The organism is Flavobacterium sp. GW821-FHT12A05, from assembly GCF_058807735.1.
In genome coordinates this window covers 551667-567055 of sequence record NZ_JBXAQY010000003.1, presented here as the reverse complement: position 1 = coordinate 567055, position 15389 = coordinate 551667, and the positions used below count along the sequence as shown (strand labels likewise).

General features: G+C 36.1%; 10 protein-coding genes. 6 read left to right on the top strand and 4 right to left on the bottom strand.

Going from position 1 to position 15389, the window contains the following annotated elements; translation table 11 throughout:
• Positions 1-79 precede the first annotated feature (79 nt).
• The 3 genes from uxuA to AC1RRQ_RS08900 all read right to left on the bottom strand — a co-directional run bounded on the left by uxuA (position 80) and on the right by AC1RRQ_RS08900 (position 2852).
• Positions 80-1264 (bottom strand): mannonate dehydratase, encoded by a 1185-nt coding sequence (uxuA, locus tag AC1RRQ_RS08910; RefSeq protein ID WP_493022670.1) that lies wholly within the window; start codon positions 1262-1264, stop codon positions 80-82.
• Positions 1265-1296: 32 nt separating this feature from the next.
• Positions 1297-2109, bottom strand: a complete 813-nt coding sequence (locus AC1RRQ_RS08905) for an SDR family oxidoreductase (RefSeq protein ID WP_493022669.1) — start codon at positions 2107-2109, stop codon at positions 1297-1299.
• A 293-nt stretch (positions 2110-2402) separates the two neighbouring features.
• On the bottom strand, positions 2403-2852 hold the full coding sequence (locus tag AC1RRQ_RS08900) for a NanQ anomerase/TabA/YiaL family protein (RefSeq protein ID WP_493022668.1): 450 nt from the start codon (positions 2850-2852) through the stop codon (positions 2403-2405).
• Between the two features lie 191 nt (positions 2853-3043).
• Between AC1RRQ_RS08900 and AC1RRQ_RS08895 the strand changes: the two genes are divergently transcribed.
• The gene (locus AC1RRQ_RS08895) at positions 3044-4075 is read left to right on the top strand and encodes a substrate-binding domain-containing protein (RefSeq protein WP_493022809.1); all 1032 of its coding nucleotides are present in this window, start codon (positions 3044-3046) and stop codon (positions 4073-4075) included.
• A 106-nt stretch (positions 4076-4181) separates the two neighbouring features.
• Here the strand turns inward: AC1RRQ_RS08895 and AC1RRQ_RS08890 are convergent, their stop codons facing one another.
• Positions 4182-5351 carry a BT3233 family polysaccharide utilization protein gene (locus AC1RRQ_RS08890; protein WP_493022667.1) on the bottom strand — a complete coding sequence of 390 codons (1170 nt, stop codon included), beginning with the start codon at positions 5349-5351 and terminating at the stop codon, positions 4182-4184.
• 219 nt (positions 5352-5570) lie between these two features.
• Here AC1RRQ_RS08890 and AC1RRQ_RS08885 point away from each other — a divergent pair, with 219 nt between their 5' ends.
• From AC1RRQ_RS08885 to AC1RRQ_RS08865, 5 genes are all read left to right on the top strand, one after another.
• Positions 5571-6500 carry a YybH family protein gene (locus tag AC1RRQ_RS08885; RefSeq protein ID WP_493022666.1) on the top strand — a complete coding sequence of 310 codons (930 nt, stop codon included), beginning with the start codon at positions 5571-5573 and terminating at the stop codon, positions 6498-6500.
• 64 nt (positions 6501-6564) lie between these two features.
• Positions 6565-7029, top strand: a complete 465-nt coding sequence (locus AC1RRQ_RS08880) for an NUDIX hydrolase (RefSeq protein ID WP_493022665.1) — start codon at positions 6565-6567, stop codon at positions 7027-7029.
• A 92-nt stretch (positions 7030-7121) separates the two neighbouring features.
• Positions 7122-7760: an HAD family hydrolase gene (locus AC1RRQ_RS08875; RefSeq protein WP_493022664.1), complete on the top strand. Its 639-nt coding sequence runs from the start codon at positions 7122-7124 to the stop codon at positions 7758-7760.
• Between the two features lie 414 nt (positions 7761-8174).
• Positions 8175-11102, top strand: a complete 2928-nt coding sequence (locus AC1RRQ_RS08870; protein ID WP_493022663.1) for a triple tyrosine motif-containing protein — start codon at positions 8175-8177, stop codon at positions 11100-11102.
• 217 nt (positions 11103-11319) lie between these two features.
• On the top strand, positions 11320-15279 hold the full coding sequence (locus AC1RRQ_RS08865; RefSeq protein WP_493022662.1) for a family 16 glycosylhydrolase: 3960 nt from the start codon (positions 11320-11322) through the stop codon (positions 15277-15279).
• Positions 15280-15389 lie beyond the last annotated feature (110 nt).

Genomic DNA, 15389 nt, shown 5'->3' with positions numbered 1-15389 from the left:
GTTCATCTGCCTAAATCTTTTTAAATCTGCGTAAAAAAAATAAAAAACTTTGCGTCTTAGCGTCTTTGTGGCAAATAAATTATATAGATCGCTTAATCCCTAATTCAAGTCCTCGTAATTCTGCTAAACCTCTTAAACGGCCAATTGCAGAATATCCGGGATTCGTTTTTTTCTTTAAATCATCCAGCATTTGGTGCCCGTGATCCGGACGCATTGGCAATTTGCTGTTGTTTCTTTTCTCTACTTCCAAAATCGCTTTTACAACTTCGTACATATCAACATCACCTTCAAGATGATTGGCTTCGTAGAAACTTCCTTCTTCGTCTCGCTGTGTGCTTCTTAAGTGAATAAAATTCATTTTATCGCCGTGGCGTCTCACAATTCCCGGTAAATCATTATCGGCTCTAACGCCGTAGGAACCAGTACACATAGTAAACCCATTTGATTTAGAAGGCGCAGCGTTCATTAATTCTACTAAATCTTCTTCTGTACTTACGACTCTCGGTAAGCCTAAAATAGGGTAGGGCGGGTCGTCTGGGTGAATGGCCATTAAAACCCCTTTACTCTCGGCAACCGGAATAATTTCTTTTAAAAAGAAGAAAAGATTGTCTTTTAAAGCCTGTCTGTCAATATGATTATAAGCACTTAAGGTTACCAGAAAATCTTCAACCGTATAGGCTTCTTCAGCACCCGGAAGTCCAGCCAGAATATTGCGCTGTAATTTTACTTTATCTTCATCGGTCATAGCGTCAAAATAGCTTTTGGCTTTTTGAGTTTGCTCTGCCGAATATTCGTTTTCTGCTCCCGGTCTTTTTAAAATAAACAATTCAAAAGCAGCAAAAGCGTTAATATCAAAACGAAGTGCTTTTGATCCATCTTCAACCGTGTACGATAAATCAGTTCTTGACCAGTCCAGAACCGGCATGAAATTATAACAAACACAGTGAATACCGCATAAGGCCAGATTGCGGATGCTTTCTTTGTAATTTTCAATATATTGAAGATAATTCCCCGTTTGCTTTTTAATATCCTCGTGAACCGGAATACTTTCTACAACCGACCAAGTCAAGCCCGAAGCACCTTTTTTAGGATCACCGTCCTGATGTTCGATTTCAACTTTGCGTTTAATGATTTCGTCAATGCTCCAAACTTCTCCGTTTGGAATATGGTGTAAAGCCGTTACAATTCCGGTTGCTCCGGTTTGCGCAATATCTTGTAAAGAAACAGGATCATTTGGTCCGAACCATCTTAATGTTTGTTCCATTTTGTATTATGTTGTTTTGTGAATTAGTTTTTTTAAATACTCGTTGCGGCAAATCCACCGTCAACTTTTAAGATTGTTCCGGTTACGAATTTTGACATATCGCTGCATAAAAATAAAAGTGCACCGTCAATATCTTCCGGAGTTCCAAATCTTCCCATTGGCGTGTGATCTATGATTTTTTCGCCTCTAGGAGTCAGTTTTCCTTCTGGTGTAAGCAATAAAGCACGGTTTTGTTCTCCAATAAAAAATCCCGGAGAAATGGCATTTACACGAATTCCTTCGCCGTATTTTTGAGCCAGTTCTACCGCCATCCATTGTGTAAAGTTGTCAATTGCCGCTTTTGAAGCAGAATATCCAACCACTCTCGTTAAAGGTCTTTGTGCAGATGCCGATGATATATTAATGATGTTTCCAGATTTCTGATTGGCAAAAAGTTCTGAAAAAACCTGAGTTGGAAGCATTGTTCCAATGATATTCAAGTCGACTACTTTTTGTAAATCATCGGTTTTCATGTCATAAACCGCCTGATCCGGCTGAATCGTTGCGCCCGGCATATTTCCTCCGGCAGCATTAATTAAAATGTCAAGACGATCGTATTTTTCAACGATAAAATCTTTTGCCTTTTCTAATTCTTCTTTGTTTAAAACATTCGCCTGAATCGCAAATGCCTGTCCGCCATTCGTTTCTATATGCTGTACGGTTTTTTCCGCTTTTTCAATCGATTGAGAGACAATCCCGACGATAACGCCCTGTTTGGCCAAAACGTTTGCAAAGTTGCTTCCTAATACGCCGGCACCGCCTGTTATAAGTGCAATTTTTCCTTTTAGATTAAATATTGAATCCATTTAGTTTTATTTAAAATTTTTAATGCTTTAAATTCCAAATTCCAATTTTTGGAAAGTAAAGTATGTTATATAGGTTTATTTTAATGTTTATTTTTTTCTAAACACATAGAAACATAGTTATAGAACTTGTTAAACGCGTTTCACTTGCATCAACAAACATAGTTTTGCGTCAGCTATGTGTGAAAACTTGTTTTTTTGACAATCTTTTAGACTAATAAAGTCTATGTTTCTATGTGTTTAATTTTTATGTTTAAGCTTCTTACTTGGAATTTGGAATTTGGATTTTCAAAATTTTATATTCTAACCTTAAACACCAGTTTTTTCAAAAAGCCTTCGCCAATCATGGCAGCGTGAACATCTTCTGGGAATAAAATTGCAAATTGTTTTTCCTGAAGTTCAAAAAACATATCCGGTTTGTCATGAAAAAAGCGAACATCTCTTTCGTGGCTGTATGTTCCATTTGGACTCACACATTTCTCTCTCGGTTTCCAGGCATACGTTTCCGGTCCTTGTATTAAAATCTGAATGTCTATGTTTTTATCATGGCATTCAAAACCTTTTATGCTTTCTTCTCTCGTATTTCCTTCACCTTGAATTACAATTAATTTCAAGCCTTCGCTGATTTCAAATGCACCTTCTTCCAGATTGGCAATATCGGTTTGATTGACGTACTCAAATGCTTTTTGAAAATTAGGATGCAGACCAAAATATTTTGGTGCATTTTGTAATGAATCTATAATCATTTTATGGTGTTATTTTGGTTTTTTAAGATAAATATTATAAAAAAACGTTTGCCATTTATATAATATGTGTAATTTTACGTGTACGCACACGGTATTTTACAAATGTATGTAAAATGTAATGTAAAACAACTTATTTTTGATAAAATAAATTAATTTTACAACTGGTCATTTATAATTTTAACTAAAAAAGAATCAATATCATAACAATTAAAAAGATTGCCGAGTTAGCCAATGTTTCTCCGGGAACTGTAGACAGGATTATTCATAATCGTGGTCAGGCCGCACAGGAAACTGTAGATAAAGTCAATTCTATAATTGAAGAATTTGGGTACAAGCGAAATATTCTCGCAAGTAATCTGGCCTTAAACAAGAAGTTTCATTTTGCTGTCTTTCTTCCAAAATCAGAAAAACTGGAATATTGGAAAAGTCAGGTAGAAGGAATCGAAAAAGCAGCTCAGGAATTTAGCAAATTCGGTATTGTTCTGGATTACTTTTTTTATGATTATGATTTGGCTTCTTTTAAAGAATCGGTTAAAAAGGTGATGGAGTTTGACTGCGACGGATTATTGTTTGCACCTATTTTTTATCAGGATTCGGTTCAGTTTTTAAACGACTATAAAAAGAAAGACATTCCCGTTGTCATGATCGATTCGAATATTTCAAATGAAGATGATCATGCGTATATAGGTCAGGACGCATTTCAAAGCGGTTATCTGGCCGGAAGGCTGATTAGTTTTGCGGTAAAAAACGAAAGACATGTGCTGATTTTTAAAATTACCAGAGAGATCGAAAGCACATCGGTTTATTTACAGCGTATTAAAGGATTTTATTCTTTTTTTGAAGATAATGAGGAGCTTACGAACTTTAAATTTTCAGAAGTTACGCTGAAAGATTCCGGAATCGATCAGCTTAATTTGGATTTGTTTTCTGGAATAAGCAGTGTTTTTGTGCCCAATTCAAGAGCTTATTTAGTTGCTGGATTTTTGGAACAAAATCAGATAAAAGGCATCCGAATTATTGGCTACGATTTATTAAAAGAGAACATCGAATACCTAAACAAAGGCGTAATCGATTTTTTAATCAACCAAAGACCCGAAGATCAAGGTTATATGGGAATTAGTTATTTATATAAAAAACTGGTTCTCAAAGAAGAGGCAGAACGCACGCATTATATTCCGCTGGAAATTATTTTAAAAGAGAATTATTTTCCTGTGAGGAAGTAAAAAAATAGCCCGCGGTTTTTACGGATTGTACTGATTGACACTGATAATTTTAAAATAAACCAGTGTAAACTCGTTTAATCCGTAAAACCCGCGGACCATATCTCAACTATTTCTTAACCTTTACAATCAAAGGATTATTTACTTTTTCGGCGAAAGAACTTAAATAAGCTTCCCATTCTTGTTTGGTTTGAAACGGACTTCCTTTTTTCCATCCAAAACCAACATAATAAATTGCTTTTCCGTTTTTAACCGCGATATTTCCGTAAAGATTACTCAAATCTTTTTCGTCTGTAACATGATTATCAAAACTCGTCAGCGTATTATTTGGAGCTACTAAACCGGTTCCAATTTCAGAATCCTCAAGCGGTTCCCAATAACTCAGCCAGCCTTTTTTTAGATCAGTTCCTATAGTTCCTTTTTTATCATGAAGTGTTAATCCGGCAGCAATAGATTTAGTCCCTGTAATATTGATTTCAAAACGCGAAAGCTGGCTTCCGTAATCTAAACTGATTAATTTCGATTCAGTTATTTTATTGCCTTTAGCATCCCAGTCGGCGTAAGTTAAAATAAAACTCGTTCTGATTGGTCCCGTTGTAATGGTTTTCCAGCTTGTGAAATTCTTCGAAAAATAATATTTACCATCGACATTTACAGCAATACCGCCCACGCCTCGGCTGTCACCCACATGAAAGTTATCCAAACCTTCGCCCGTATCTTTATGATACGTTCCCGTTCCGTTAGTTGCTTTTTCGTACCATTTATTTATGATAGGATAATCGACTCTTTTTAACCACGCATCAATACCGCTGGTTAAAGTACCGCCCGGAACTTTGTCTTCAACCATTTTTTGCGCTACAGGTCCGTAAGTTCTAAAAGCAACTTTATTGTTTTCCCAGGCATAATCATCGGTTCTTTCCGGTACAAATCTCGAATAGCAGTTTACCACTTTAGATGCCGTTGGATTGGTTCCAACGAAAACTTCAAAATCCTGTTTAGACGAAGCTTTTATTTGAGGTTGAAATAAAAGTACGTCCATGATTCCGTCACCATCATTATCTACCGTTTGGGTTTCTAAAAATGAATTTGTGCTGCTGTTTTTTACAGCATAATTTTCAAGTTTTGCATCTGATGCTAATCCGAGGGATTTTTTAGTAAGTTCTACCGTTTCAAATTCCCGGTCCACTTTTAAATTATTACTGATTGTGATGATTTTATTTTGAGACTGAACTGTAAAACTGCCCGCCAGAATTGCGCTGAATAAAAGATGTTTTTTCAAAATAGGTATTTTTTAATTGCTGCTTTTTTTATTTCATAAAAATACAAATCTAAATGCAGGTATAAATACATAAAAGGAGTAATTATGTACAAAATATTGATAATGAATTTGTTGTCGATGATAAGTGAATTTTAGCTAATTGTATTTAAATTATTGATTTGTAGTGTTTTAATGAGTTATTTATTATATTTAACTGATCAATTCAAATACCAAAAGAAAATGATAAATAACCATTTATGGATTGTAATCCTGTTTTTGTTTTTTTCAAAATCCTTTGCGCAAGAGTCTATAAGCAAAGATGCCGAACCATGGATTGAAAAATTAAAAGCTGTAAATAGTGAATTAGCGGCTGCTTTTGTAAATAAAGATATCAATGTTATCATGAAGTATTATGATGACAAAGAACCCACCTGCATGCCGGAATATTACACAACAATATATACTAAAAATGGTATAAAATCCTATTATGAGCAATGGTTTGAAAATGTTACAATCAATACTTATAAAAGGGATATTTATGAAGTTTCATTAATCAAAAATTACTTAATTGAAATAGGAACTTTCACGAATAATTTTACCAGAATTGGCAGCACGCCATTAAACTATGAAGGAAAATATATGAATGTTTGGAGAATTGAAAAGAATCAGGATCTTAAACTCATTTCTGAAATCTGGGGGGCTAATAGCGCTGTTGACAAATCTAATTTTTCATTTTTAAAACCCGAAGCCACTATTATGCCAACGCTTACAACAACTAAAACCTTAGGAGAGGAAGTAAAAAAACGTAATAAGCGCATTGCAGAACTTGTTAAAAAAAGAGATGGCGAGAAACATGCCACAGAATTTTTTGAAAAAGATGCCATCTATATGACCTATGATACGCCCATGCTGGTGGGAATAGACAATATAAAACTTTATTTTCAGGAACACGAAAAGCCAAACGGTGTATCAATTGACGCTATAGAAATCAAAGCAAGCTCTATGATTTCGCTTGGTAAGTTTATTATAGAATACGGTTATTATTATGTAGAGGTTTCGTGGGATAATAAAAAAGGAAGTGCGATTGTTACCGGAAAAAGCACCAATCTCTGGAAAAGGAATGAAAACGGAATTTTGATGCTGTATCGTCAAATGGTTAATCACAATTAAATAACGGATATTCCAAAAAGTATCACGACATTTATATTCTAGGTTAAAAAACAACAACAACTTCATGAAACAAAGCGCCGGCCTATTACTGTATAAATTCGTAGACAAAACGGTTTTTTTCTTTTTGGTTCATCCAGGCGGACCGTTTTGGAAAAATAAAGATTTAGAAAGCTGGTCGATTCCAAAAGGAGAATTTACAAACGACGAAGAACCGCTTGATGCCGCGATACGTGAGTTTAAAGAAGAAACCGGTTTTGAAGCCGATGGCGATTTTATCAAACTGGAGCATGTAAAGCTTAAATCAGGTAAAATAGTGTATGCCTGGGCGGTCGATTTTGATTTGGATGAAACCTTGATAAAAAGCAATACTTTTGAAATGGAATGGCCTCCAAAATCCGGAAAATTAGAAAGTTTTCCCGAAGTTGATAAAGGAGAATGGTTTCAAACCGACGAGGCTTTAAAGAAAATTAATCCTGCACAGGCCGATTTTATTGTTCAAATGATTTCTAAAATTTCGGCAACTCTTTAAAAGGAATACCGCTTTATGATATAATTTTTGTAATTTACATTCTTGTCATCTGATTGTGTTTATCAGATTAATTAAAATTGTAAATAAAGATTATGGAAGTGAAATGTATTATTTTCGACTGCGATGGAGTTTTAGTAGATACAGAAAAAATTGGTAACGGAATATTGCTCGAAATGGCAGCTGAACACGGATTCAAAATGGAAATTGAAGATGCTTATCGCCATTTTAACGGCCGTAATTTAAAAGATTGTTTTAGACATATTGAAGAAGCAATCGACCAAAAACTTCCCGAAACTTTTGAAGCCGAATACCGCCAGAGAAGTTTTAACGCATTTAAAACTCAGGTAAAACCAATGGAAGGCGTGGTTTCGTTTATCGAAAAATTAAAGATTCCGTATTGTGTAGCTTCGAGCGGGCCGGTTGACAAAATCATATTAAATCTTGAAGTTGCGGGTTTACTGGATAAATTCGAGAATAAAATATTTAGTTCTTATCAAATAAACAGCTGGAAACCGGAGCCGGGAATTTTTCTGCATGCTGCAAAAGAAATGGGTTTTGATGTAAAAGACTGCATCGTTCTGGAAGACAGCAAAGCAGGCGTAAAAGCCGGAGTTAGCGGCGGATTTAAAGTATACGGTTTTGCCAACGGTTACAACAACACAGATCTGGAAGATGAAGGAGCGGTTCTTTTTCATAGTTATGAAGAATTGAGCGAACTGCTGGAGTTTTAAATTTTGTTTCAAGTTTGTTTTGTTTCAAGTTTCAGGTTAAACCCGACAGGTTTTTAAAACCTGTCGGGTTTAGTTGTACTAAGACGGCTTCGACTTCGCTCAGCCTGACAGTATTAAAGTTGTCAGCCTGAGCGAAGTCGAAGGCACGCAAAGTATATTCGTAATTTAGTTATTGAAAATTTAACCTTACAATTACTAATTTGTTATATTAAAATGTAATTTGTTGCATTAAAATAAAATTTTATATATTTGAATTTCGACATTCTCTTTTTTAGTTTGATAATAATGAATAATTGTTATTGATACATTTAAAAAAGAATGTTTTTTTGCCTAGAAAGTGACTTTCCCAAAGGGTCATTTTTGAAGTTGTGATTTCCTAAAAAAATCACGCCATAACCTACAGACAGAAACCAAATGACGAAATTTATAATTAGAATTTTAGTTCTATCACTATTACTCATTTTTCCGGTCAAAGCCCAAATTAAAAAAATTGGGGTTCCTTTTATAACCAATTATAACCCGAAAACGTACAAAGCCGCTTCAGAAAACTGGGATGTCCTGCAGAATTCTAAAGGCATGATGTTTTTTGCCAATCATTTTGGAATCCTGCAATTCGACGGTGTTCGCTGGAATATTGTAACACAACCGGCAAATAAGAGTATGGTTCGCTCTATGGCGATCGACAAAACCGATAAAATATATGTGGGTGCTCAGGGCGATTTTGGTTTCACCATACAGCTCGCAAACGGGCAGTATCAATATACATCTTTGGTAAAACTGATTACGGAATCGGCGCGAAATTTTGGCGATGTGGTGCGTACTTTTATTCGTAAGAATGATATTGTTTTCTTGTCTTATGAAGGAATATTTATTTACAAAAACAATAAAATCCAGGTTTTAAAGTCTAAAGCTCATTTTGAGGATTTCTTTGAAGTCAATAAGGAGATTTATGTTTTAGACAATGTAAACGGACTGCAAAAATTAAAAGACGATGTTTTAGTTCCTATTTCAAACGGAGAAAAATTTGCAGGAATGAAGATTCGGAAAATTTTTCAAACCGAAAAAGGTCTTTTACTCTTTACGCAAAAAGAAGGTCTTTTTATTTTTAAAGACAATCTGATGCAGCCTTTTGTAACAGAAGCCGATTATTTGCTGAAACAAAATCAAATTACGGCTGCAATTGAGCTTTCTGATGGATATTTAGGAATTGGAACCCGTCGATCTGGGTTGATAGTTTTAGATCGTTCCGGAAATATGATACAGCATGTTGACAAACAAATGGGGATGCAGAATGAATATGTAACCAATTTGAAAGTCGATAAAGAAGGGAATTTATGGGTAACGCTTAAAGAAGGGATTTCGCTTATTCAGATTTCTTCGCCATTATCACGAATTTTGGATACTTCAAATTCAGAAACCAAAATATACTGCAGTCAGATTTATCAGAATAAATTATATATTGCCACAGATAATGGTTTGTTTTGGCTGGACTGGCAGGCTTATAAAAATGGAAAACGCGAGAATGCAAACTATCAGCATATTTCTGGAATGTCTGAAAATGTTTGGAATATTGGCGTTTTCGGAAATTCGCTTTTGGCTTTTGAAAAAAACGGAGTATTTGAAGTTTCGGGCAATTCGGCAAAAATCCTGGCAAAAGTAGACGGCGCCTGGCAGGGTATATTAATTCCCAATCGTTCTGATTTATTACTTGTAGGAGGTTACAACGGTTTGCATCTTCTTAAAAAAATAAACAATTCATGGGTATATCAGCATAAAATAAAAGGTTTTGAAGAAAGCAGCCGTGTTATCGAAACCGATAAAAATGGCAATATCTGGATCGCCCACGGCTATAAAGGAATTTTCAAACTTCAGTTTAATACCGAATTTGATGCAGTTTCAAAAGCAGAGTTTTACAATCAGAAGAATGGTTTTCCGTCGAGTTTATTTTTGAATACCTTTAAAATCGATAATCAAATTCTTTTTGGAACCACAAAGGGAGTTTACAAACAAAATTCGGCTTCGGGCAAAATGATTCCGGATCCGGTTTTTGAGAAATACCTCGGATTGAAAAGCCATATTAGATTATTAAAATCAGATAATCAAAATAATATCTGGTACATCTCAGGAGAAAATACCGGAAAAATGATCAAAAAAGCTAACGGAGGTTTTGAGGTTGAAGAACTTCCGTTTAGAAAACTACGATATTTATATATTCCGGGTTTCGAAAATATTCAAACCACAACCAGCGGTGATGTGTTTTTTGGTACGCAGGACGGTTTAATTCATTATAATACTGTTAAGAACAAGAAATATCAAACGAAATATAAAGCCTTAATTTCTGAAGTTAAATGTATTTTTCCTAAAGACAGTCTGCTGTTTTCAAGCCGATATGATGTACTTCCAAATAAAGAAAAATCAAGTGATGATAAGCTTTCTACTGTTTTATCGTATGGCAATAATGCATTGCATTTTTCTTTTTCATCCCTTTTTTATGATGAAGCCGATGCGACAGAATACGAATACTGGCTGGAAGGTTTTGAACCAAAATGGTCAGAATACAGTCTGCAGACCGAGAAAGAATATACCAATTTACCCGAAAAAGAATATGTTTTTCACGTAAGGGCAAAAAACATTTACGATGTTGTAAGCGAAGAAGCTGTTTTTCGATTTGAAATTTTACCGCCTTGGTACAGAACGATCTGGGCTTATATTTTGTATTTTATATTGTACAGCGTTGTAATTTATTTGATTATTAGATATCAGAAATCGGTAGCCGAGCGAGATCGCCAGCAGTTGATACAAAATCAGGAAAAAGAACTGCTTCGAAGCCGTGCAGAGCTTAACGAACAGAAACTAACACTGGAACACGAAAACATGGCCATTATTCGTGAAAATCTCGAGGCTACCATCAACCTTAAAAATGCTAAAGTTGCATCGAGTACCGTGAATCTTATTCATTTAAATGAAATTCTGCTTTCGATAAAAGAACTTATTGGGCAGATGGACAAGAAGAATGATGCAAATGTGAATTTTAGTTTATTAACCAAAATAAACAAAGTAATCGATCACGAATTGCAGGGAGATAAACAATGGAACGAGTTTGAAGAAATCTTCAATCAGCTTCATGATAATTTCATGCAGCGTTTAAAAACAAGTTATCCTGAACTCACGCCGCGCGATATGCGATTGTGTGCTTATCTGCGAATGAATTTCAATACAAAAGAAATTGCACCGCTTTTAGGAATCTCTGTCCGCGGGGTAGAAGATACCCGATACCGTATTCGAAAAAAATTACAGCTTCCGTCGGATGCGAACATAACCGAATTCATTTTAAATTTTTAGTTTTTTATTGTGAAGTAAAATCTCAGGTACTTTTACGCTTTTTGAGCGCTAATTATTACATTTTTTTATCACCACCGTAGTCAAACCGTACCCAAAAATGTAAGTCTAGCCTGATTTATTTGTTAATATTGTCGGATTATTACTGAGATAATGATCTGTTTTTCACGAAACAGGTTTTTGTCAACGAATATTGCTTTACTAACAAAAAACTAAAAAAATGAATCAAAATGACTCTTTTTTCGGCCGACCACCGAAAGACAATCTCTATTATTTAAAAAGATTTTCAATTGCAGTATTATTTGTATTGCTGCCCTTTTTGAAAGTTCAGGCACAATGTAATACATTGGTCTGGTCAGATGAATTTAACGGCACTACAGTCGATTTAACCAAATGGCAGAGTATCTCCGGAAACGGATGTCCTTCACTCTGCGGATTCGGAAATGCTGAGGCACAGCGCTACGATCCAAATCAAGCTACAATTGTAAAAGAAGGCACAAACAGTTACCTGAACATTCAAGCAAAATATGAGCCGAATGCTTCATTTCCGGATCAGCCGTATGCTTCTTCAAAATTAACTACTGAAGGAAAATATTCGCTTAAATACGGAAGGGTTGAAGCTCGTATGAAATTATCAAACGGGCAGGGCGCCTGGCCGGCATTCTGGATGCTTCCAGTTGGAGGAAACTGGCCGTTTACGGGTGAAATTGACATTATGGAAGCCAAACACAGAAACCCAAAATCGGTAGACGGAACAATTCATTACGACGGAAACGGCTATCATTTTACAGGCAGAAGCTACAGCTCGCCAACTGATTTGTCTTCTGATTTTCATGTTTATGCGGTAGAATGGGGACCAAATTTTATCAAATGGTTTATCGATGATATTTTATTTCATACCGCAACGCCTAATACAACTGTAAACGGCGGATGGCCTTTTAATGACAATCAGTTTTATATCATTTTAAATCTGGCTGTTGGTAGTGCTGGAACGCCTTATACAAGCGTAAATGGTGCGGGAGTACCGCCAATTCCGGGTGATTTTCCAGCTAAACTGCAAGTAGATTATGTTCGTGTTTATGACGGAAGTTATAAGTATGCCGTAGCAGGAGATGCAAAAGTATATCAAAACGAAACAAGCAAAACGTATTCTATTACTGCAATTACCGGAGCAGCCTACAATTGGTCAGTTCCTGCAGGAGCCACAATTACTTCGGGACAAGGAACAAATGCAGTAACGGTAAATTGGGGAACAACTGGCGGAGACGTTTCGGTAACAGCCACAACTTCGGGTTGTACTGCCAATACGTATAAACTGGCTGTAACAACAGAAGCTGTAATTCCTGTAGAGAAAATACATGAAGATTTTCAAAGCAACCGCAATGTATTGTATCCTGTAAAAACCGGAGTTTTAACAGAAGCCGTTGCCAATCCTTCTGCAATAGGAATTAACACATCGGCTTTGGTTGGAAAATACGTTCGAAATTCAAGCGAATTATATGATGTTTTGAATATTAGAAACGTAACCATCACAAACGCCAACGATTATGTTTACGGAAGAAAAAGACTTTCTTTTGATATTTATACATCGGCGCCTGTTGGAACAAAAATTTCAATGCAGTTAGAAAATAGTCTGGTAACCACAGCAACAAACTATCCGTCAGGAAGACACAGCGGTTACAAAGCGACAACAACGGTTCAGAACAAATGGGAAACCATTGAATTTGAGTTCGAAAAAATAATTGATCCAAATACAAGTGCTTTGACAATCAATAATGTAGTTTTCCTTTTCGAATCCAATTCAAATTCGGGAGCCACCTATTATTTCGATAATTTGTTGACAAAAGCAGCACCGGAAAAACCAATTATTGCTACAGATGTTTTGCAGAATTACGACGGTATCAATAAAATCATAAAAGGAACGACAACCGGAGTATATTCTGTTGCGGCAAATCCGGGTTCAAATTCGGTTAACGCTTCCGCGAATGTGGCGAAGTACGTTAGAAACGTAACAGAACAATACGATGTACTTTTCTTTAATACCCAAAGCACGATCGAAGATGCCGGGTTATTCAAAAGTCAGACCAATAAAATCATGATCGATGTATATACAACGGCACCAATTGGAACAGTTGTAAGTATGAATTTTGAGAACAGCGCCACATCACTTCCGGCCAATTATCCAACGGGAAGAAACAGTAATTATGTAGCGATTACAACCAAACAAAATCAATGGGAAACGCTGACTTTTTACTACAATTCAAGTCCGGATGCCGGAACTTCAAACCTGGCAGTAAACCAAATGGTTTTATTATTTAACTCTGGTTCTTATACAAACGATACTTATTATTTCGATAATATCAGAATTGGTTCTACTAAACTTCCGGATACTTTTACGCCTGGAGTAGTGTACGAAGATTATCAAAATACGCACAATATTACGTTTAGAGATGCTATTGGAACGTATACGCCAAACACAGTAAATCCAAGTGCAACGGGAATTAATACTTCTTCAAATGTTGGAAAATACCTGAGAAAATCAACAGAATTGTATGATAATTTCTCATTCAATACAACCTTAACTAATATTGGAGATTTTAAAGCAGGAACGAAAAAATTCGCAATGGATGTGTATACTTCTGCTCCGGTTGGATCTATTATTTCGTGGCAGGCAGAAAGCAGTGCTTCGGTTCCGGCCAATTATCCGGTTGGAAGACATAGTATTTATCAGGGAGTTGTAAAACAAACGAATACCTGGCATACGATTACTTTTACATACGCAAGTACGCCAGATGCTTCGACTTTAGACAGCGAAGTAAACCGTTTTGTTTTCTTGTTTGAACCGGGAACAAGTTCCGGAAACACGTATTATTTTGATAATCTAAGAGCTTTAAATTTAGTTTCTACAGAAAATCCGCCGGCTGGACTGCCTTCCCCTTGGATTAGTACAGATTTAGGTGCGGTAACACCTGCAGGAGAAGCGACACATGCCAGCGGAACTTTTACCATTAAAGGTTCAGGAACAGATATTTGGGAAACAAGCGATCAATTTCAGTTTGTAAACCAATCTATTACGGGTGATGGTGAGATTATTGCCAAAGTAAATTCGCTTACCAATACCAATACGTATGCAAAAGCGGGAGTAATGTTTAGAGAAACGCTTACACCAACTTCTAAACACGCTATGACTGATATTACGGCAGCGGCTGGAGTTGAATTTTTAACAAGAAATGCTGTTTCGGGAGTTACTGCAGCTGATGTTGCAGCCGGAACATCTCCAAAATGGCTTCGTGTAGTACGTTCAGGAAATGTATTTACTTCTTATACTTCTGACAACGGAACAACGTGGACACAGCTTGGAACTCCAAAAACAATTGCAATGGCAAATACCATTTATGTGGGATTGGCCGTTACTTCTCACGCAAACGGAACTTTGGCCACCGGAGTTTTCAGCGATGTTACGGTTCGAAATATTACAGCAAATCCTACCGTTAATTTGGCTTTAGGAAAAACAGCAACCGCTTCTACAGAAGAAAATCCAACGTTGTCTGCCAATAAAGCAACAGACGGAGACGGAACCGTATCAAGATGGGCAAGTTCATTTGCCAATGCTACCGAGTGGATTTATGTGGATTTAGGAAGTAATTACAACCTTAATCGTGTAGTTCTAAAATGGGAAGCTGCTTTTGCAACGCAATATAAAGTACAGCTTTCAACTGATAATGTTTTCACAGAAAATGAAACCATAAACACGCAGACAGCCAGCGACGGAGGAACAGATGATTTAACGGTAAGTGGAACAGGAAGATACCTTCGCATTTTATGTACAGCAAAAGCTTTGGCTCCTTACGGATATTCATTGTATGAAATTGAAGCTTACGGAGCAGCATCAGCGGCTAAAAAAACCAACGTTGCTGTAGAAGAAGTTCAGGCAGAAGAAACCGTTTTTGCAGTATATCCAAACCCTGCGAGCAGTTATATTCAGGTTGCAGTGCCAGAAAATCTGGATAATAAAATCATTACGATTTATGATAATTCAGGAACGCCGGTGCTTCAAAATAAAGTACAGGCAGGAGCGAATGAAAGCGTAATTGATATCAGCCGACTGACAAAAGGAATTTACATTTTGAATTTCAAATCAGATCAAAAAAGCTGGACTAAAAAGCTGATCAAAAAATAATTAAAAATCTGCTGGGTGTAATTCATTTAAAAAAATAGCCCCAAAATTCAATAGCTGGAATAAAATTTAAAAAGGATAGCACCAAGAATTACGCCTGGCAGATTATAAAG